Below are 19217 nucleotides of genomic sequence, written 5' to 3' on the forward strand. Positions count from 1 at the left end.
CCCGGCACGCCCCCCGCGGCGTTCTCATCTGTCGACAGGACCCCACCCTGACTCCTTCTTCGGCCTTGCGATGAACGCACCGGATGCGCCGCTCGCGGCGGACAGCATCCACGGAACACGCCCTAGGCCCGTTCCGGGGCGCGCCGCCGCGGGTGCTACGGGGCGGACCCGTCCGCCCCCGCGTCCGGGGCGGTGCGGCCGAACAGGCGCGGCCCCTCGCGCGGGGGCTGCGGCGGGCGCACCGCCACCTCCGTCCACCTGCGCTCCAACAGGCGGCGCACGGCCGCGGCGCCCGTCCCGGGCGAGGCCTCCCCGCCGTTCAGCGGGCGCACCCCGCCCTCGGGGGACTCCAGGGCCAGCGCCTCCCGGAGCAGCTCCGCGGAGTCCGGCCTCTCGTCCGGGTCCTTGGACATCGCGGCGAGCACCAGCCGCTCCAGGCCGGGCGGCAGGTGCTGGAGGTCGGGCTCCTCGAACATCACGCGCCGGGCCATCTCCTTGACGTCCGCCCTCCCGAACGGGTCGTGCGCCACCGAGGCGAACGCCGTCACCGCCCCCCACAGGAACACGTCGGCCTTCTGCGTCGTGGGCCGGCGCTGGTACTGCTCGGGGCTGATCCACCCGGGCGTTCCCAGCCGGTCCACCGTCGAGGCGACCCGCTCGTCCGCCAGGGTGTCCGGTGAGGGCAGCCCGAGGTCGCGGTAGGCGCGGCGCATCCGGCGCAGCCGGATCCACTTGGTCGGGTCGGGGTCCTCCACGGGATGCGCGATGCCGAAGTCGAGGATCTTGGGTCCGGTGGGGGAGAGCACCACGTTGCTCGGCTTGAGGTCGCGGTGCACCACCCCGGCCGCGTGGACGGCACGCAGCGCCTCGGCCGTGCCGACGGCCAGGCCCAGCAGCATGCCCCTGCGCAGGCGCCCGAACCGCTCCACGTGGTACCGCAGGGTCGGCCCGGGGACGTACTCGGTGATCATCCACGGCAGGTCCGCCTCCACGTCGGCGCGCACGAACCGCGCCACCGAGGGGCTGTTCACCCTGGAGAGCAGGCGGGCCTCGAGCGCGAAGCGCTCGCGGAACCGGCGGTCGGCGGCCTGACCCGGGTGGACGACCTTCACCGCCAGGTAGCCCTGCACGCCGGGGGAGTCCGCCGCGTACACGGTGCCCATGCCACCGGAGCCGATCCGGCCGCGCACCCTGTGCCCGCCGATCTCGCGGGGGTCCCCGGGCTCCAGGGGGTCGAGCCTGCGTGCGCCTCTGGCCTTCATGGACGCTCCCTTGTCGGTGGGGGCTGCTGCGCCGGAGTCTATCCGCGGCCCCCTCGGGGCCGGTCGGCACGCGCCGCTCCCCGGCTCCCGGCGGCCCGCCCGCCGGGGGCGCCGGTCCCTCCGGAACGTCGTCGCCCTCTGGCACTGTCGGGGGCGAGAGGAAGGCGACGCCATGACACCCGGACAGTTCATCGACGCGGCGCTGTGGTTCCCCGAGGCCGACGAGAGCGAGCCCTTCGGTCCCGGCGCCCTGGTCTACAAGGTGGCGGGGCAGAAGATGTTCGCCCTGCTCACAGGGGGGGCCGACCAGGGCGGCGAGGACGACGCCCCGGCCACGGTCAACCTCAAGTGCGATCCCGGCCTGGCCCTGGAACTGCGGGACCGGTACCCGGCCGTCACCCCCGGCTACCACATGAGCAAGAAGCACTGGAACTCCGTGCTCCTCGACGGCACCGTGCCCGACGACGAGGTCGCGGAGATGCTGAGGCACTCCTACGTCCTGGTGGCGAGTAGCCTGCGCAGAGCCGACCGCGACCGCGTGCTCGCCGTGCTCGGCGACGACGCGCCGGACCTCGGAGGGGCGGGCACGGCGACACCGGAACAGGCGTGAACGCGCCCGGTCCACGGGAGAGGAGGGCGACCACGTGTCCGACGGAACCTTCCGGCCCGCGGTCGTGCAGGGTGTCCTGGAACGCATCACCTACGCCAACGAGGACAACGGGTACACCGTCGCCAAGGTCGACACGGGGCGGGGCGCGCACGACCTCCTCACCGTCGTCGGATCCCTCATGGGGGTCCAGCCGGGAGAGGCGCTGCGCATGCACGGCCGCTGGGGGTCGCACCCCCAGTACGGCAGGCAGTTCCACGTGGACGACTACACCACCGTCCTGCCCGCCACCGTGCAGGGCATCCGCCGCTACCTCGGCTCGGGCCTGATCAAGGGCATCGGCCCCAAGATGGCCGAGCGCATCGTCGGGCACTTCGGCACCGAGGCGCTGGAGGTCATCGAGGAGCACCCCGAGAGGCTCATCGAGGTGCCCGGCCTCGGACCCAAGCGCACCAGGCTCATCGCGGACGCCTGGGAGGAGCAGAAGGCCATCAAGGAGGTCATGGTCTTCCTCCAGGGGGTCGAGGTCACCACCTCCCTCGCCGTGCGCATCTACAAGAAGTACGGCGACGCCTCCGTCGACGTCGTGCAGAAGGAGCCGTACCGCCTGGCCACCGACGTCTGGGGGATCGGCTTCAAGACCGCCGACACCATCGCCCGGGCCGTGGGCATCCCGCACGACAGCCCGCAGCGGGTGATGGCCGGGATCCAGTTCACCCTCTCGGAGTCCACGGGCGACGGCCACTGCTACCTCCCCGAGGAGAAGCTCATCTCCGCCGCGGTGAAGATCCTCCAGGTGGAGGCGGGCCTGGTGATCGAGTGCCTCGCCGAACTCGTCGCCGCCGAGGGCGTGGTCCGCGAGACCGTGCCCGGCCCCGCGGGCGAACCCGTCCGCGCCGTCTACCTGCTGCCGATGCACCGCGCCGAGATCGGCCTCACCTCGGGGCTGCGCTCGCTGCTCGCCCACCCGGCCGACCGCATCCCCGCCTTCGCCGGAGCGGACTGGGACGTCGTCATGGACTGGCTGCGCAAGCGCACCCGTGCCGACCTCGCCGAGGCCCAGCGCGAGGCCGTCCGGCTGGCCCTCACGGAGAAGGTGTGCGTGCTCACCGGCGGCCCCGGCTGCGGCAAGTCCTTCACCGTCGCGTCCGTCGTCACGCTGGCCGCTGCCAAGCAAGCGAAGATCATCCTCGCCGCGCCCACGGGGCGGGCCGCCAAGCGCCTCACCGAGATGACCGGGATCGAGGCGCGCACGGTGCACCGGCTCCTCGAACTCCGGCCGGGGGGCGACGCCGCCTTCGACCGCGACAACCCCCTCGACTGCGACCTGCTGGTCGTGGACGAGGCGTCGATGCTGGACGTGCTCCTGGCCAACAAGCTGGTCAAGGCGGTGCCGCCCGGGGCCCACCTGCTGTTCGTCGGCGACGTCGACCAGCTGCCGTCGGTCGGGGCGGGCCAGGTCCTCAGGGACCTCCTGGCCGAGGGCTCCCCCGTCCCCAGCGTGCGCCTGACCCACGTCTTCCGGCAGGCCCAGGACTCCGGCGTCATCACCAACGCCCACAGGATCAACGGCGGGGAGCCGCCGCGGTTCGAGGGCATGGCCGACTTCTTCCTGTTCCCCTGCGAGGAGTCCGAGGACGCGGCGCGGATGACCGTGGACGTGGTCGCCAACCGGATCCCCCGCAGGTTCGGCCTCGACCCGCGCCGGGACGTCCAGGTGCTCACCCCCATGAAGGGCGGGCCCGCCGGGGCGGCCAACCTCAACACGGTGCTCCAGTCCGCGGTGACCCCCGCGGGCGACCACGTCCCGGAGCGCCGTTTCGGCGGCCGCGTCTTCCGTGTCGGCGACAAGGTCACGCAGATCCGCAACAACTACGACAAGGGCGAGAACGGGGTGTTCAACGGGACGCTCGGCGTGGTCGAGGGCATCGACGCGGTCGCCCAGGAGATCACGGTGCGCACGGACGAGGAGGAGGAGATCGTCTACGACTTCGCGGAACTGGACGAACTCGCCCACGCCTACGCCATCACCGTGCACCGATCCCAGGGCAGCGAGTACCCCGCCGTGGTCGTCCCCGTCACCACCAGCGCCTGGATGATGCTCCAGCGCAACCTCCTCTACACGGCCGTCACCAGGGCCAAGAGGCTGGTCGTCCTGGTGGGGTCCCGCCGGGCCCTGGCCCAGGCGGTCCGCAACGCCTCCTCCGGCCACCGGCACACAGCCCTGGCACACCGGCTCCGGTCGGCCCCGGCGGGCGCCTGAACGCGGGCTCCCCACCGCCCCGGCCCGAGGGGCGGAGCCGCCGCCCTGCGCGCCGCCGGGCCTTACTAGGCTGGCGGGCGTGGAACACGTGGAGCAGCAGACCCTGGTCGTGGTGGGCGCGGTCGTCATCCGGGACGGCCTGGCGCTGGCCGCCCAGCGGGCCGACCCCCCGGCCCTGCGGGGGAGGTGGGAGTTCCCCGGCGGCAAGGTCGACCCGGGGGAGACCCCGGCCGACGCGGTGGTCCGCGAGTGCCGGGAGGAACTCGGTGTGACCGTCCGGCCCCTCCACAGGATCGGTGAGGACGCGCCCTTCCCCGCTCCCGGCCCCTCCCGGCCGAGGCCCGCCGTGCTCCGGCTCTGGCGCGTCGAACTGGTCGCCGGCGAGCCCGAGGCGCTGGAACACCTCTCCCTGCGCTGGCTCACCGCCTCCGACCTGCGCACCGTCCCGTGGCTGCCCGCGGACGTCCCCTTCCTCGACCTGATCGCACCCCTGCTCGCACCGGGGACAGCCGTCCACCCGTAGGCTGTACCCACCGGTCCGTCCGCGACCGGGGCCCGTGCCCGGCCTCCGCCGGCGCCCGGGACACGCCCCGGCGGACGCCGGAGAGCACCACCCCGGTACCGCCCTCGCCCGGTCGAGCGGTCGGCGCCGGGAGGGAAACGGGCTCGGGGAAGAACCGGGCGTCCCACCGCGTCGAAGACTCGGACCCGCGGCGACGCACTCGGAACCTCCGCGGACCGACCCCGTGCCGCCGTTCCCGGACCGGTACGGCCGTCCGTGAGGTGAACGCGGGGTGGCCGGCGCCGACACCGGGCGGTCGGGGGTGACCGGGGTGACCCGCACGTTTCCCAACCAGACCACTATGACCGCATAAACTGGCAACGGGCCGTGGCAATCTGCGGTCTCTTCCCAGTACCAGGAGATCGAGACTTTCCCATGTCCAGCGCTACGCCCGTCGAGGGCTCCGCACGCCGCAGCGACCTCCGCAACGTCGCGATCGTGGCCCACGTGGACCACGGCAAGACGACCCTCGTTGACGCCATGCTCTGGCAGTCCGGTGTGTTCCGTGAGAACCAGGACGTCGACGACCGGGTGATGGACTCCAACGACTTGGAGCGCGAGAAGGGCATCACCATTCTCGCGAAGAACACGGCCGTCCACTACACCACGCCCGAGGGCGAGGACGTGGTCATCAACATCATCGACACCCCCGGCCACGCCGACTTCGGCGGCGAGGTCGAGCGCGGCCTGTCCATGGTCGACGGCGTCGTCCTGCTCGTGGACGCGAGCGAGGGTCCGCTCCCGCAGACCCGCTTCGTGCTCCGCAAGGCCCTCCAGGCCAAGCTCCCCGTCATCCTCGTCATCAACAAGGTCGACCGGCCCGACAGCCGGATCGCCGAGGTCGTGGACGACACCTACGAGCTGTTCATGGACCTGGACGCCGACGAGTCGCAGATCGAGTTCCCGATCGTCTACACCTGCGCCCGCGACGGCAAGGCCTCCCTGGAGCGTCCCGAGAACGGCACCGTGCCGGAGAACGACAACCTCGTTCCGCTCTTCAGCACCATCCTGGAGACCATCCCGGCCCCGGAGTACATCCCGGACGCCCCCCTCCAGGCCCACGTCACCAACCTGGACGCCTCCCCCTTCCTGGGCCGCCTCGCGCTCGTCCGGGTGCAGCAGGGCGAGCTCCGCAAGGGCCAGCAGGTCGCGTGGATCCGCACCGACGGCAGCACCCAGCAGGTCAAGATCACCGAGCTGCTGATGACCGACGGGCTGGAGCGCAAGCCCGCCGAGAAGGCGGGGCCCGGCGACATCGCGGCCATCGCCGGCATCGAGAACATCATGATCGGCGAGACCCTCGCCGACCTGGAGAACCCGGTCCCGCTCCCCCTGATCACGGTGGACGAGCCGGCCATCTCCATGACCATCGGCACCAACACCTCGCCGCTCGTCGGCAAGGTCAAGGGCTCCAAGGTCACCGCCCGCCTGGTCAAGGACCGCCTGGAGAAGGAGCTCGTCGGCAACGTCTCCCTGCGCATCCTGCCCACCGAGCGGCCCGACACCTGGGAGGTGCAGGGCCGCGGTGAGCTGGCCCTGGCCATCCTGGTCGAGCAGATGCGCCGCGAGGGCTACGAGCTGACCGTCGGCAAGCCGCAGGTGGTCACCAAGGTCATCGACGGCAAGGTCCACGAGCCCGTCGAGCGCCTCACGGTGGACGCCCCCGAGGAGTACATGGGCGCCATCACCCAGCTGCTCAGCGTCCGCAAGGGCCGCATGGAGAACATGGTCAACCACGGCACCGGCTGGGTGCGCATGGACTGGCTGGTCCCCTCCCGCGGCCTCATCGGCTTCCGCACCGAGTTCCTCACCGAGACCCGGGGCACCGGTATCGCCCACCACGTCTTCGAGAAGGTCGAGCCGTGGTTCGGTGAGCTGCGCACCCGCCCCAACGGGTCCCTGGTGGCCGACCGGGCGGGCGTCGCGGTGCCGTTCGCGATGTTCAACCTCCAGGAGCGCGGCACGCTGTTCGTCGAGCCCACCACCGAGGTGTACGAGGGCATGATCGTCGGCGAGAACTCGCGCTCCGACGACATGGACGTCAACATCACCAAGGAGAAGAAGCTCACCAACATGCGCTCGGCCACCGGCGACGAGCTGGTGCGCCTGGTGCCGCCGCGCAAGCTGTCCCTGGAGCAGGCCCTGGAGTTCTGCCGCGAGGACGAGTGCGTCGAGGTCACCCCCGAGCACGTGCGCATCCGCAAGGTCGTCCTCGACCAGAAGGAGCGCGGCCGGACCGCGGCCAACAAGAAGCGCCAGCAGCAGTCCTCGTAGGGCGTACGGGGTCGCACACGGTGGGCGGGTCGCGTACGCGACCCGCCCACCGGGCGTTTTCCCGCCGGGGTGCCCGGGTAGGTCGCAAACAGCATGAAGACCGAGCCCTCGTGTCCCCGGTGCGGGCGCGCGGTCCAGCCTCCGGGGCTGTGGACCAGCGCCTGGCAGTGCGACGTCCACGGAGCCGTGGCCCCGCTGCAGGGCGTTCGCGCCCCGGGCACGTCCTCGCTCGAGGCACTCCTGCCCCAGGCGCGCGTCCCGGTGTGGATCCCCTGGCCGTTGCCCGCCAACTGGGTCGTCACCGGGTTCGCCGAGGCCGGTGACGAACGCAGCGGCGCGCTCGCCACGGTCGTCGCCCTGTCCGGACCCGACCCCCTCGGCGGGGTCGGCGAGATCGCCATCGTCGCCGAGGACCCCGGCGTCGGGCTCGGCGCACGCCTCGCCGGCCTGGACGGGCCGGATCCCGGCAACGGTTTCGACGCGGCGGCGGCCGACGCCAAACTGCGGTTCGACGGCCACGAGATCGCCCTGTGGAACCTGGCGGTGGGACGCGACCGGGCGGTGTACACGGGCGAGGCGCTCGCCCACTGGCTGTGGCTCGTCTTCGCCTCCGCCGACACCGGCCTCCTCATGTGCGAGATCAACTCCCTGAGGGACCTGCGCGACATCAACGACGGCGGCGTCGCGCTGGAGCCGCCGTTCGGGGCGGCGAGCCCCTTCCTCTCCCGCGTCCTCGCGCCCCGGGAGCGCTGACCGGGGCCCGCGGGCCCACCCGTTCGGGGCACCCGGGCCGGGACTTACGTACAATCGCCCGGTGACACGTATCGACCTGCACTCGCACAGCTCGGTCTCCGACGGGACCGACGCCCCCGCCGACGTCGTCGGGCACGCGGTCGCCGCGGGTCTGGACGTCCTGGCCCTCACCGACCACGACACCGTCGGCGGGATCGGGGAGGCGGCCGCGCACCTCCCCCCGGGGTTCACGCTCGTCCCGGGCATGGAGCTGTCCTGCGCCTACGCCGGCTCCAGCGTCCACCTGGTGTCCTATCTCTTCGACCCCGACGACCCCGGCCTGGACGGCGAACTGCGCAGGGTGCGCTCCGACAGGGCCTCCCGTGCGGAGGAGATGGTCCGCAAGCTCAGGGAGCAGGGGGTGGACGTCTCCTGGGAGCGGGTCCTGGAGATCGCGGGGGCGGGCCGGACGGAGTACGCCGACGCCAACACCATCGGCCGCCCCCACCTGGCCCGCGCGATCGTGGAGGCCGGCGCCGCCCGCGACGTCCAGGACGCCTTCGACCGCTGGATCGGCTCGGGCGGCCCCGCCTACGCCTCCCGCTACGCGATCGACCCCGTCCGCGCGGTCGGCCTGGTCAGGGCCGCGGGCGGGGTGTGCTCCCTGGCCCATCCGGCCCGCGCGGAGGGCTCCCTCAACGGGGCCGTCCCGCTGGACCTCGTGGAGCGCATGGTCGAGGCGGGACTGGGGGGCATCGAGGCGGACCACCCCTCCCACAACCGGAAGCAGACCGCGTACTGGCGGGGCGTGGCCGCCGACCTGGGCGTGGTGGTGACCGGTTCCAGCGACGACCACGGGAGCCTCACGGGCCACCGGCTCGGACGCCACACCACCGCCCCCGACGCCTTCGACGAGCTCGTGGAGCCCGCGACGGGGGTGCCTCTGATCAAGGGGTGACCAGCGTGTCGCCCTCCGGCGTCCGGTACGGTACCGACCACTGCGCGGTAGCGCGACAATGGTCGCAGCAGAACTACCTGTACCTGGACGAAACCGAAAGGTCTGACGCCGTGTTCTGGAAGCGGAAGCCGAAGAAGCAGGAAGGCCCGGAGGCCACCGATTCCGCTGCGGAGGTCGCGGTGGACGACAAGGCGGCGGCCGGGGCGACCGACTCCGGCACGGCCGGGGAGAACCCGTCCGAGGAGAAGGACGCGGTCGCGGAGGCCGCGGAGAAGGACTCCGGCCGGGCCGACGGCTCCGAGAAGGACCCCGGCGGGGCCGAGGCGGACGCCGCCTCCACCGACGAGAAGCCCGTCGCCGACGCCGATGCCGACGAGGCGCCCGCCGACGACGAGAAGCCCGTCGTCGGCGAGGGGGAGCCCGACGCGGAGGCCGCCGAGGCGGATGAGGACGCCGAGGAGGTGGCGGCCGAGGCGGACGAGCCCGTCGGGCTGTTCGCCGACGAGACGGAGGAGGCCGGCGTGACCGGCCCCGACCCCGACGGCATCACGCGCGTGCGCAGCGTCGGCGTCTTCGAGTTCGACGACGAGAAGTTCGACGTCGTCGCCAACACGTGGATCGTGAAGGCGGACGACGAGGGCGTCATCGTCATCGACCCCGGTTACGACGCCGAGGCCGTCCTGGAGGCCGTCGGAGACCGCGAGATCTACCTCGTGGCCTGCACCAACGCCTACGGTCCGCACATCGAGTCGGCCATCAAGGTCGCCGAGGAGGCGGACGCCGACATCGCGCTGCACCCCCGCGAGATGCGCGCCTGGCGGCGCCACCACGGGGCCGAGCACCGACCCGAGATCGAGGTGGAGGGCCAGGGCGCCCTCGACATCGCGGACCTGCACATCGACGTCCTCGCCCTGCCCGGGACCTCCTCCGGCAGCGTCGGCTACTACATCGCCGAACTGGGCGTCGTTTTCAGCGGCGACGCGCTGCGCAAGGGCGAGCCGGGCATGGTCGGCAACACCTACATCGACTACACGACGCAGCTGGCCTCCATCGGTGAGGCGCTGCTGTCCCTCCCGCCGGACACCCGCATCCTGCCGGACCGCGGTCCGTCCACCACCTCGGGCGCGGAGAGCAAGAACTTCGACTCCTGGGTCTGACCCCGGACAGGAGCAACGCCGTGCCGCCGCCCCTCGGGGCGGCGGCACGGCGCGTTCGGGAGCCGGGAGCGGGGACCCCGCGTCACACCGGCGACGGTTCCGGTCGGCCCGTCAGCGCCGGCCGACCGACTCCGTCTCGTTCCAGAACGAGGTCAGCACACCCGACGTGGTCTCGGGCGCCTCGACGTTGGGGGAGTGGCCCGCACCCGGCACCACCAGTCTTCGCGCGCCCATCCGCTCGGCCATGTCGTCCTGGGCGGCCGGGGTCCACGCGGTGTCGTTCTCGCCGTAGACGACGAGCGAGGGGATCTTCAGGTCGGCGAGTTCGCCGACCCGGTCCTCGGCGCCCAGCAGGTCCTCGGCGGTGCGCATCAGCCCCAGGGCGCTGCTGGACAGCAGCCGTTCCCGGAGGAACTCCCGGATCACCGGGTCGGGGGTGCGGCTGCGCGCCTCCGCGTCGAACCGCTCCTCCCACAGCTCGCGGAGCCGTTCGGGGGTGGGGTCGACGGAGAGGGCGGCGATGAGGCCGCGGGCGGTCATGGCGCCCGGGCCGCCCAGGGCCGCCGGGCCGCTGCACATCAGGGTCAGCGAAGCGAGGTCGGCGAGCCCGGACAGAGCGGTCTCGCGGGCCACCAGGCCGCCGAAGGAGTGCCCCACCAGGTGGGCCTGTCCGCTTCCGCCGACGAGGTGGAGGACCTCGGCGACCACGCCGCCGAGGGAGGACAGGCGGTAGTCGGGGAGCTGGACGCCCGGGGGAGCCCGGAGGGTCTCCGGCCCCGGCGACTCGTAGGTGCCGGGAAGGTCGATCGCGACCACTTCCCGGCCCGCCTGGGCGAGGCTCTGGAGGAGGGCGATGAAGTCCTCCTTGCTGCCGGTGAAACCGTGCACCAGGACAGCGGGAGCCAGCTCGGTGCCCCCTGAGGTGGGAAGAGCGCGCAGGGCGGCGAGGGGACCGTAGGAGAGGGGCAGGTCCGCGCGCCGCACGCCCGGCGGCAGGTCGATGAACTGAGGTGTACTCACGTCGGGCCACCCTAGACGATCGGTGGCCCGGCCCGGGATACCCCGGGCCGTGGCCGGCGGAGCGGCCGCCGACACCGGCACCGCGGGGGAGACGCGGTGCCCGCACGTCGTGCGCTCGCCGTGGCGCCCGTCCTCACGGGCGCGGCACGGCGGAGGGGTCAGGTGTTCTCGGGGTCCCGGTGGGCGGTGCCGCCGCGGGTGCGGCGGCGGCGCCGGATCCTGCGGGCGCCCTCGTCGGTGGACGCGGCACCGCCGCGGGGGGCCTCCGCCTGGGCCGGGGCGGTGGTCTCCGCCTTGACCGCGGTCCCCTCGGCCGGAGCCGATCCCTGGCCGCCGCGGGTACGGCGGCGCGAGCGGTTGCGGCCGCGTTCGCCGCCGCCCTCGCCCCGGCCGCCGGTTCCACGGCCGCCCTCGCCCGGGCCACCGGTTCCGCGGTCGCGGCCCCCGTCACGCCGCCCGCCGCGGTCGCCCCGGGGCATGCCGGTGTCGCCGATGTCCTCGATCTCCTCGGCCTCCAGGCCGGCGTGGTCGGCACGCTTGTCGGCGGCCAGCTTGCCCTTGGTCCCGGCGGGGATCCGCAGCGCCTCGAAGAAGTGCGGCGAGGTGGAGTAGGTCTCCTCCGGCTCGGCGAAGGGCAGGTCCAGGGCCGCGTTGATCAGCTTCCAGCGCGGCATCTCCTGCCAGTCCACGAAGGTGACGGCGGTGCCGCTGCGCCCGGCGCGGCCGGTGCGGCCGATGCGGTGCGTGTAGGTCTTCTCGTCCTCGGGCGTCTCGTAGTTGACGACGTGCGTGACGTCGTCCACGTCGAGCCCGCGGGCGGCCACGTCGGTGGCGACCAGGATGTTGATCTTGCCGTTGCGGAAGGCCCGCAGCGCCCGCTCGCGCTGGCTCTGCCCCAGGTCGCCGTGGACGGCCGCGACGGCGAACCCGCGCGTCTTGAGCTCGGTGGCCACGCGGTCGCAGGCGCGCTTGGTCTGGCAGAACACCATGCTCTGGCCGTGGTCCTCCGCCTGGACCAGGCGGGCGAGCATCTCGATCTTGTCCATCTGGTGGGTCCGCAGCGCGTGCTGCGTGATCCGTCCGGTGATCGCGGAGCCGTCGATCTCGTTGTCGTCGCCCGCGCGGACGTGCGTCGGCTGGCGCAGGTACTTGCGGGACAGGGAGACGATCTCGCTCGGCATGGTGGCCGAGAAGAGCATCACCTGGCGCTCGGCGGGGATCCTGGTCAGGATGCGCTCGATGTCGGGGAGGAAGCCGAGGTCGAGCATCTTGTCGGCCTCGTCCAGGACCACCGCGGACACCTCGTCCAGGCGCAGGTGCTTCTGGTTCTCCAGGTCGAGCAGCCGGCCCGGGGTGCCGACGACGACGTCGGTGCCCTCCTTGAGCCCGTTGACCTGCGGCTCGTAGGAACGGCCGCCGTAGACGGTCAGCACGCGGCCGCCGCTGCGCTTGGCGGCGGTGGTCAGGTCGGCCGCGACCTGGATGGCCAGCTCACGGGTCGGGACCACCACGAGCGCGCGGGGGCGCTTGGAGGAGCCGGGGGCCTGCTGCGCCCGCTGGAGCAGCGGGAGGCCGAAGGCCAGGGTCTTGCCGGTACCGGTGCGGGCCTGGCCGATGATGTCGCTGCCGTGCAGCGCGATCGGCAGGGCGAGCTCCTGGATCGGGAAGGGCTCCGAGATCCCCTCCGCCTCCAGGGCGTCGGCGAGTTCGGTGCTCACTCCCAGGTCGCGGAAGGTCGTCTTGGGTTTGGTCGTGTCATCTGTGGTGCTCAGGGCTCAAGCCTCCATCTTGGCGGGCCGCAACGTGGCGTGGCCGCGGCGGGGTGCGGTCGCGGTCGGCTCGTGGCCGCCGCGATGGGCGCGGCTCACCGCGGCCGTTACGGCGCGGTGGCGCTGCCTGCGTGATCCGTGCGGTGCGGGGGAACCCCCTCCGCGGATCGCGGACCGTCCCCGCGTGGACGGGGAGCATCCGTGGTTCGTGGTTTCCTGGCGCGGTCTCGGCGACCACGTCGGTGGTGCGGGTCCGCGCCCGGGTGGGCGCCGCCTGCGCGGCGCCGAGGCGTGGGAGCGTCCCCGCGTGTGTGAGGAGAGTCTCGGGTCGACCGCACACGCCGGTCATCACGCAGAGTCTAGCTGGTGACGCGCCGGGTGGACATAGCAGTTCACTCCGGCTGTGGACGGCTGGGACCGTACCCGCTCCCAGCGTGTGCAACCGTGCCGGCGGCCCGTTTAGTCCCCGCGGTCCCCCGTGCCGCGCCCCCCGCGGCCGGGCGATACCCTGGCGGGCATGACCAAAGGCCCCTCTGCCGACCCCGGCGTGATCGACCTGCTCGGGCTGCTCGCCTACGCGGAGCTCGGTTCCTTCTTCCGTCTCGCGGACGACGCCGGACTCGCCCCGTCGCTGCGGGGCAAGGGCCAGCTGGCGGCCCTGGCCGCCGCCGAGCAGGCGCACTACCAGACGCTCCGGGACCGCCTGGAGGAGCTGGGGGTCGTCCCCGAGGAGGCCATGGAGCCGTTCGTGGCACCGCTGGACGCCTGGCACGAGCGCACCGAGGCGCAGAGCTGGCTGGAGAGCCTCGTCAAGACCTACGTCGGCGACGGCATCGCGGGTGACTTCTACCGCAAGGTCGCGGCGCTGGCGGACGAGGAGACCGCGGCCCTGGTCGAGGGAGTCCTGGCCGAGACCGGGCGCGCCGAGTTCGTCTCCGGGGCGGTGCGCGCCGCCGTGGCGGAGGACCCCAGGCTGGCCGGGCGGCTCTCCCTGTGGGCCCGCCGGCTGGTCGGCGAGGCGCTCAGCCAGGCGCAGCACGTGGCGGTGGCCCGCCCCCGGCTGGCCGCGCTCCTGGCCGAGGACCCCCAGGGCTCCGCCGGCGCCACCGCGCTCGGCGACCTGGCCGCCGTGAGCCGGATGTTCGCCTCCCTCACCGACCGCCACAAGGCGCGCCTCGACGCCATGGGCCTGTCCGCCTGACACGGGCCGCGCCGGACCGGGGACACCACGGACACTTGACCCGTACCAGGGGCTCCCTTGGTCAAGCGGGGGTAATATCCAACACTTTCGTGACGATTCGTTGGTGGGGAGACGTAAACTCGTTGAAGTCTCCCGTCTCCTGACCACGCGAGTAGGTACTTCCATGCCCCGTGGGACCTCCGTGCGCCATCCGCTGGCCGGACTCACCCGTGACTTCCACAAGATCGGCCCGCTGGACGGCCCGATCGATCCCTGGATGTGCTCTGAGCTGGACCAGCACGCCGCACAGGTGTGCGAGGGCATCACCTCCTCGGGGAGCGGGATCAACGCCCGCACCCTCGGCACCTACCTCCACGGCTTCCTCGACGGGTGCCTCGAAAGGGGCTGGGACTCGGAGGCGGTCGAATACGACTGGGAGACCCTCCGCATTCTCGCGATCTGCCGACTGGCCAAGGACCGTGGTTTCGTCCGCTAGGTTGGTGACGTCCGCAGGCGGGTGTGACCCACGACGCGAGGTTCCCCGTGGGCACCTGCCGTTCCGGTTCTCCGGCGAAAAAACCGCGCCGGGCGTACGCTGAAAGGCGTAGGCCGCTCCGGGCGGCCGATAAGCGGCCCGGCGCATCGTGGTCGGACCGGGGCACTGCGGAATGCAACGTGGGATTCGCGGTGTTATGTCGGTTCGGGAGCGGACCGGCGGACGCCGTAACTGGCGGAGCGGCCCGCAGAGCCGCGAGAAAGGAATGCGAATGAGGAGCGGTCGACATGGGGCTGCGCGCCCACCGGTCGGCGTCCTGATCCAACAGGACCGCGTCGACTTCGCGCTGTTCGCACTGATCATCGTCGTCGCACTGGTGTCGATGTTCTTCACCGGGCCGGGGAACCTCGCCTTCTGGCTGGCTTTCCTGCCGATCATCGCCTCCGTCGTCCTCGCCTTCCGGAGGATCGAGCACCTGTCGCGCCTGGAGCTGCGCGACTCCGAGTTCCTCTGAGGGCCGCCCCGCAAGGGCGCGGCGCACACGGCGAGGGCGGGGCCTGGTGGCCCCGCCCTCCTCTGCTGTCCGCGGTCTCAGGGATCCGCGGACCTTTCCGTCACGAGGCGGGCCCGCCTCCCGGTCCGGGCCGGGTGGAGGCGGACGGCGCCTGGCCCGAGGCCGTGGCGCCCTCCCTGCGCTCGGTGGGACCGCTCATCGCGGCCTCCCTGCCGGCCCGGTAGCTCTCGTCCTTGTTGAGGCGGCCGGTCTCACGCTCGGCCACGTCGAGCCAGCGGGACCAGCGCGAGCGCATCGGCTCGATCATGCCGCCGCCGACGCCGACGACGAGGATGCCGCCGATCGTCGCCAGGACGGCGATCAGGACCGGCATGGTCACGCTCACGGCGACGCCCATCTGGTTCAGCGCCGCGATGACACCGAGGGCCAGGATGAACACCCCCGCCACGTTGGCGATGAACCGGCCGTAGGACAGGCCGCCCAGCGCGCCCGAGATGATGTCGCGGACCGCCTTGGCGATCATGGCGGCGACCACGACGATCACCAGGGCCACGATGCCGCGCGGGATCCAGGAGATGACGTCGCTGAGCAGCGTGCTGATCGGGTTCGGACCGAAGACGTTGAACGCGAGAGTGAACACGAACAGCAGTCCGACGTAGTAGATGATCTTTCCGCACAGCTCGCTGGCGGTCCAGCGGCTCCGCTCGAAGTACTCGCCCACACCCCCGCGGTGCAGTGCGCGGTCCAGTCCGACGCCGTGCAGGCCCTTCGCGACCCCCTTGCCCACCAGCCAGGCGATGAACCAGCCCAGAACCAGGATCACGAGGAAGCCGATCAGCAGCGGTACGAAACCCGCCACCGCCTGCCAGGCCGTCGTCAGGCCCTGACCCATGTCCATAACGTCTTCACCCCCAAATCGCTCACTCCGCCGGCGTGCCGAATTCGGCCCGGGCGGACTCCGCGAAGAGAAGCCATTTACTTCTCATTCCGGCGATACCCGGCGAACGGGAATCGAACCGCTTGTCAGACGTCGGGCGAGGGGATTGCCTTTTCTTGGTGAATTTCTTGCGAAAAAGGGGGAGAGGGATTCGCCGTGAGGGGGGACAATGCCGCCGGGACGATCGGTTCCGCCACAACGCGGGACCCCCGGGCGCGCCGTGCGCCCGGGGGTCCTCGCGCTTCGACGGGCGCGGCGTCCGCGGGGGCCTCCCGCGGCGCGGGTCCCGGGGAGCGCGCCGAGCGTTCTAGGCGTCCTGCTCGTCGGCCCTGCGCTGGAGGTCCCAGCCGCTTATGCCCCGCCAGGCCAGCCGGGCGACGAGCTGCTCGGCGGCGTCCTTGGGGACGGCCCCGTGGTTGTTGAGCCAGTACCGGGCGCTGGTCTCGGCCATGCCGACCAGGCCGATGCTCAGCAGGTGCGCCTCCTCGTCGGAGATGCTGGTGTCCTGCCGGATCACCGCGCCGATGAGCTCGGCGCAGCGCTGGAAGGTCTGCTCGGTCTTCTCCCGCACCGCCGGAAGGTTGCGCAGGTCGGACTCGAACACCAGCCGGAAGGCCTCGCCGTCCCCCGCCACGAAGTCGAAGTAGGCCTGGAAGCTGGCGGCGACCCTCTGCCGGTTGTCGTCCGTGCTCTCCAGGGCTTCGCGCTGCTTCTCGACCAGCGCCTCGGAGTGCTCTTCGAGCAGGGCGAGGTAGAGCTCCAGCTTCCCCGGAAAGTGCTGGTAGAGCACTGGCTTGCTGACACCCGCGCGGTCGGCGATCTCGTCCATCGCCGCCGCGTGGTAGCCGCGGGCGACGAAGATCTCCTGTGCCGCGGACAGGAGTTGGCGGCGCCGCCTGACCCGGGGCAAGCGGGTGCCCCGGGCGCGGGCGTCTGAAGGAGCTGTCACACCCACACCCTCCGAACTCGGCATGGCAGATGCGCGCCATGTCCGAACATCTGCGTGGCTAGTGCTGCCGGGCGCGGCCGGTCACCGGCGCGCCGTCACAGCTTTCGCCCCATCCTACTCCCGCGTAGCTTCCGTGCGGGCGGGGAGAAGGGGACGGAAGGGGCTATCGGGGCACGGGAGCCCCTCCCCGTCGGCGGGCCGGCACGGCAGCCGGACGCCGGAACCGCGGCGCGGGAGGGCCGGCACGGTCTCACCGCCGCTCCTCCTCGTCGCCGACCTCCAGGGACTGCTCCACCACGTCGCCCTCGTCGGCCTGGTCGAAGCTCTCCTCGGAGGGGGCGTCCCAGCGGCCGTCGTCGTCGCCCGCGGGCGCGCGCTGCTCGGCCGCGTCGGCCTCGGGCACCTCGACCCCGGGCGTCTCGGCCCCGGGCGCCTCGGCCCCCTGCTCCCCGGTGGCGCCGGAGGCCGGACGCCTGTCGGCGGAACTGTTCTCTGAAGTCACGGGGTGCTCCCCACGTCGTCGCTGAACGTACAGGCGACACTACCCGCCGGTCCGCGCGGCACACGGGGCCGCGCGGAATGAACCGCCGGGACGCGTTCGTTGGTGCTGGAAGGAACGGGCGCGCGGGTGTCGTGTCCCACGCCTCCCCGCGGTGGGAATGGAAAACCCCACCCGTTAGGTTGGGTATAAGTGCAAGCACGCTTCGCCCCCGCACCCTCCCCGGTCCGGTACGGGCGGTCCGAAGCACCCTGAACAGACATGAGGAGTCACCGTGTCGCTGCCGCCGCTGGTGGAACCAGCTGACGAGCTGACCGTGGACGAGGTGCGCCGCTACTCGCGCCACCTGATCATCCCCGACGTGGGCATGGACGGGCAGAAGCGCCTGAAGAACGCCAAGGTGCTGGTCGTCGGCGCGGGCGGCCTGGGCTCCCCGGCGCTGCTCTACCTGGCCGCCGCGGGCGTGGGCACGCTCGGCATCATCGACTTCGACGTCGTGGACGAGTCCAACCTCCAGCGCCAGGTCATCCACGGGCAGAGTGACGTCGGCCGTCCCAAGGCCGAGTCCGCCCGGGACAGCATCAAGGAGGTGAACCCCAACGTCGAGGTCGTCCTGCACCAGGACCGCCTGGAGTCGGACAACGCGTTGGAGATCTTCGCCCCCTACGACCTGATCCTGGACGGGACCGACAACTTCGCGACCCGCTACCTGGTCAACGACGCCGCCGTACTGCTGAACAAGCCGTACGTGTGGGGTTCCATCTACCGGTTCGACGGCCAGGTCAGCGTCTTCTGGAACGAGTACGGTCCCCAGTACCGCGACCTGTACCCCGAGCCCCCGCCGCCCGGCATGGTGCCGTCCTGCGCCGAGGGCGGCGTCCTCGGCGTGCTCTGCGCCTCCATCGGCTCCGTCATGGTCAACGAGGCCATCAAGCTGATCACCGGCATCGGCGACCCGCTGGTGGGCCGCCTGCTCATCTTCGACGCCCTGGAGATGACCTGGCGCGAGGTCAAGGTCCGCAAGGACCCCGACACCGAGCCCGTCACCGAGCTGATCGACTACGAGGCGTTCTGCGGCGCCGTGTCGGAGGAGGCCACCGAGGCCGCCGCCGGTTCGACGATCACCGCGCCCGAGCTCAAGGAGCTCCTGGACAACAAGCCCGGGGACGTCTTCCTCGTGGACGTCCGCGAGAAGAACGAGTACGAGATCGTCAGCATCCCGGGCGCGACGCTCATCCCCAAGGGCGAGTTCCTCAACGGGAAGGCGTTCGAGAGGCTGCCGCAGGACAAGCGCATCGTCCTGCACTGCAAGTCGGGCGTGCGCTCGGCCGAGGCCCTCGCGGCGGTGCACGCCGCCGGGTTCTCCGACGCGGTGCACGTCGGCGGCGGCGTCCTGGCCTGGATCAACCAGGTCGACCCCAGCCTGCCCGCCTACTAGCGGCCGGGGGCCCCTTCCGAACGGCGCCGGGAACCCCTCCCGGCGCCGTTCGCGTTCCCCGGCAGGGAGTGGGTACAAGAACCCAGAGGCCGTCGGCCGATCTCCGGGGCGGCCCTGCTGCTGGGAGGTGGCGTTATGCGAGAGAAGGGACGCAGGGCCGACTGGGTGGCGGTCGCCGCCGGTCTGGCCCTGGGAGTGAGCTGGCTCTGGCACGGGATGTACGGGTTCAGCGGGGGAGCGATGTTCGTCCTCGGACTGGGCGTCGTCGTGGCCGCCACGTTCTCCCTCACCCGCCCGGGCGCCCTGTCGAGCGAGCTGGGGGTCCTCGCGATCGGCGTGCTGGTGTTCGCGATGCCCTGGCTCCTGGGCTTCACCCACCTGCCCGCGGCCGCCTGGTCGGCGTGGGTCATCGGCGGCGGTATCGCCCTGCTCGGGGCCTTCGGCCTGGCGCAGGCCGACCGGGCCCGCAAGCGCGACCCCGACCTGGCCTGGAGCGCGCACGTCAACGAGATCCCGACCTGACCCGCCGACCGGGCCGCCGGGGGCGCGGGAGCCGTACCCGCGAGGGCGCGGGGCGGCCCCCGCCCGCGCTCGATAGGC

General features: G+C 72.3%; 18 protein-coding genes. 12 read left to right on the top strand and 6 right to left on the bottom strand.

Going from position 1 to position 19217, the window contains the following annotated elements:
* Positions 1 to 155: 155 nt before the first annotated feature.
* Positions 156 to 1262 carry a serine/threonine-protein kinase gene (locus ACFQBR_RS17205; protein ID WP_344180159.1) on the bottom strand — a complete coding sequence of 369 codons (1107 nt, stop codon included), beginning with the start codon at positions 1260 to 1262 and terminating at the stop codon, positions 156 to 158.
* Between the two features lie 172 nt (positions 1263 to 1434).
* Here ACFQBR_RS17205 and ACFQBR_RS17210 point away from each other — a divergent pair, with 172 nt between their 5' ends.
* From ACFQBR_RS17210 to ACFQBR_RS17240, 7 genes are all read left to right on the top strand, one after another.
* Positions 1435 to 1872 (top strand): MmcQ/YjbR family DNA-binding protein, encoded by a 438-nt coding sequence (locus tag ACFQBR_RS17210; RefSeq protein WP_344180157.1) that lies wholly within the window; start codon positions 1435 to 1437, stop codon positions 1870 to 1872.
* A gap of 34 nt (positions 1873 to 1906) precedes the next feature.
* The gene (gene recD2, locus ACFQBR_RS17215; RefSeq protein ID WP_344180155.1) at positions 1907 to 4132 is read left to right on the top strand and encodes an SF1B family DNA helicase RecD2; all 2226 of its coding nucleotides are present in this window, start codon (positions 1907 to 1909) and stop codon (positions 4130 to 4132) included.
* 88 nt (positions 4133 to 4220) lie between these two features.
* Positions 4221 to 4655 carry a (deoxy)nucleoside triphosphate pyrophosphohydrolase gene (locus ACFQBR_RS17220; protein WP_267950255.1) on the top strand — a complete coding sequence of 145 codons (435 nt, stop codon included), beginning with the start codon at positions 4221 to 4223 and terminating at the stop codon, positions 4653 to 4655.
* Between the two features lie 414 nt (positions 4656 to 5069).
* Positions 5070 to 6968, top strand: a complete 1899-nt coding sequence (gene typA, locus ACFQBR_RS17225) for a translational GTPase TypA (protein WP_267948232.1) — start codon at positions 5070 to 5072, stop codon at positions 6966 to 6968.
* 93 nt (positions 6969 to 7061) lie between these two features.
* On the top strand, positions 7062 to 7721 hold the full coding sequence (locus ACFQBR_RS17230) for a DUF6758 family protein (protein ID WP_344180153.1): 660 nt from the start codon (positions 7062 to 7064) through the stop codon (positions 7719 to 7721).
* Positions 7722 to 7782: 61 nt separating this feature from the next.
* Complete coding sequence (locus tag ACFQBR_RS17235) at positions 7783 to 8658, top strand: PHP domain-containing protein (protein ID WP_344180151.1); 876 nt, start codon at positions 7783 to 7785, stop codon at positions 8656 to 8658.
* Positions 8659 to 8768: 110 nt separating this feature from the next.
* Positions 8769 to 9815 carry an MBL fold metallo-hydrolase gene (locus ACFQBR_RS17240; RefSeq protein ID WP_344180179.1) on the top strand — a complete coding sequence of 349 codons (1047 nt, stop codon included), beginning with the start codon at positions 8769 to 8771 and terminating at the stop codon, positions 9813 to 9815.
* Positions 9816 to 9926: 111 nt separating this feature from the next.
* Here the strand turns inward: ACFQBR_RS17240 and ACFQBR_RS17245 are convergent, their stop codons facing one another.
* The gene (locus ACFQBR_RS17245) at positions 9927 to 10835 is read right to left on the bottom strand and encodes an alpha/beta fold hydrolase (protein ID WP_267948235.1); all 909 of its coding nucleotides are present in this window, start codon (positions 10833 to 10835) and stop codon (positions 9927 to 9929) included.
* Between the two features lie 158 nt (positions 10836 to 10993).
* Positions 10994 to 12553, bottom strand: a complete 1560-nt coding sequence (locus tag ACFQBR_RS17250; RefSeq protein ID WP_352984333.1) for a DEAD/DEAH box helicase — start codon at positions 12551 to 12553, stop codon at positions 10994 to 10996.
* A gap of 568 nt (positions 12554 to 13121) precedes the next feature.
* On the opposite strand from ACFQBR_RS17250, the gene ACFQBR_RS17255 reads away from it, so the two are divergent.
* From ACFQBR_RS17255 to ACFQBR_RS17265, 3 genes are all read left to right on the top strand, one after another.
* Positions 13122 to 13805 (top strand): ferritin-like fold-containing protein, encoded by a 684-nt coding sequence (locus ACFQBR_RS17255; protein WP_267948237.1) that lies wholly within the window; start codon positions 13122 to 13124, stop codon positions 13803 to 13805.
* A gap of 163 nt (positions 13806 to 13968) precedes the next feature.
* Positions 13969 to 14280: a DUF6401 family natural product biosynthesis protein gene (locus ACFQBR_RS17260; protein ID WP_344180146.1), complete on the top strand. Its 312-nt coding sequence runs from the start codon at positions 13969 to 13971 to the stop codon at positions 14278 to 14280.
* 271 nt (positions 14281 to 14551) lie between these two features.
* The gene (locus ACFQBR_RS17265) at positions 14552 to 14794 is read left to right on the top strand and encodes a hypothetical protein (protein WP_267948239.1); all 243 of its coding nucleotides are present in this window, start codon (positions 14552 to 14554) and stop codon (positions 14792 to 14794) included.
* A gap of 100 nt (positions 14795 to 14894) precedes the next feature.
* On the opposite strand, the gene ACFQBR_RS17270 is transcribed toward ACFQBR_RS17265, so the two are convergent.
* From ACFQBR_RS17270 to ACFQBR_RS17280, 3 genes are all read right to left on the bottom strand, one after another.
* Entirely contained in the window at positions 14895 to 15692 is a 798-nt protein-coding gene (locus ACFQBR_RS17270) for a mechanosensitive ion channel family protein (protein ID WP_344180144.1), read from the bottom strand.
* 346 nt (positions 15693 to 16038) lie between these two features.
* A complete protein-coding gene (locus ACFQBR_RS17275; RefSeq protein WP_267948241.1) occupies positions 16039 to 16680 on the bottom strand; it encodes a TetR/AcrR family transcriptional regulator in 642 nt (213 codons plus the stop codon).
* 250 nt (positions 16681 to 16930) lie between these two features.
* Positions 16931 to 17182 (bottom strand): hypothetical protein, encoded by a 252-nt coding sequence (locus ACFQBR_RS17280; RefSeq protein WP_344180142.1) that lies wholly within the window; start codon positions 17180 to 17182, stop codon positions 16931 to 16933.
* 271 nt (positions 17183 to 17453) lie between these two features.
* Between ACFQBR_RS17280 and moeZ the strand changes: the two genes are divergently transcribed.
* Together moeZ and ACFQBR_RS17290 are read left to right on the top strand one after the other, a co-directional pair.
* Positions 17454 to 18617 (top strand): adenylyltransferase/sulfurtransferase MoeZ, encoded by a 1164-nt coding sequence (gene moeZ, locus ACFQBR_RS17285; RefSeq protein ID WP_267948243.1) that lies wholly within the window; start codon positions 17454 to 17456, stop codon positions 18615 to 18617.
* Positions 18618 to 18752: 135 nt separating this feature from the next.
* Positions 18753 to 19139 carry an SPW repeat protein gene (locus ACFQBR_RS17290; RefSeq protein WP_267948244.1) on the top strand — a complete coding sequence of 129 codons (387 nt, stop codon included), beginning with the start codon at positions 18753 to 18755 and terminating at the stop codon, positions 19137 to 19139.
* The last annotated feature ends 78 nt before the right edge of the window (positions 19140 to 19217 follow it).

It is taken from the genome of Nocardiopsis tropica (assembly GCF_042660575.1).
Lineage (GTDB): Bacteria > Actinomycetota > Actinomycetes > Streptosporangiales > Streptosporangiaceae > Nocardiopsis > Nocardiopsis tropica.

Bases quoted from the DNA above. Each gene is read 5' to 3' on its own strand.
- ACFQBR_RS17230 (WP_344180153.1), top strand. From the start codon at position 7,062: ATGAAGACCGAGCCCTCGTGTCCCCGGTGCGGGCGCGCGGTCCAGCCT.
- typA (WP_267948232.1), top strand. From the start codon at position 5,070: ATGTCCAGCGCTACGCCCGTCGAGGGCTCCGCACGCCGCAGCGACCTC.
- ACFQBR_RS17260 (WP_344180146.1), top strand. From the start codon at position 13,969: ATGCCCCGTGGGACCTCCGTGCGCCATCCGCTGGCCGGACTCACCCGT.
- ACFQBR_RS17270 (WP_344180144.1), bottom strand. From the start codon at position 15,692: ATGGACATGGGTCAGGGCCTGACGACGGCCTGGCAGGCGGTGGCGGGT.
- ACFQBR_RS17255 (WP_267948237.1), top strand. From the start codon at position 13,122: ATGACCAAAGGCCCCTCTGCCGACCCCGGCGTGATCGACCTGCTCGGG.
- ACFQBR_RS17210 (WP_344180157.1), top strand. From the start codon at position 1,435: ATGACACCCGGACAGTTCATCGACGCGGCGCTGTGGTTCCCCGAGGCC.
- ACFQBR_RS17265 (WP_267948239.1), top strand. From the start codon at position 14,552: ATGAGGAGCGGTCGACATGGGGCTGCGCGCCCACCGGTCGGCGTCCTG.
- ACFQBR_RS17205 (WP_344180159.1), bottom strand. From the start codon at position 1,262: ATGAAGGCCAGAGGCGCACGCAGGCTCGACCCCCTGGAGCCCGGGGAC.
- ACFQBR_RS17290 (WP_267948244.1), top strand. From the start codon at position 18,753: ATGCGAGAGAAGGGACGCAGGGCCGACTGGGTGGCGGTCGCCGCCGGT.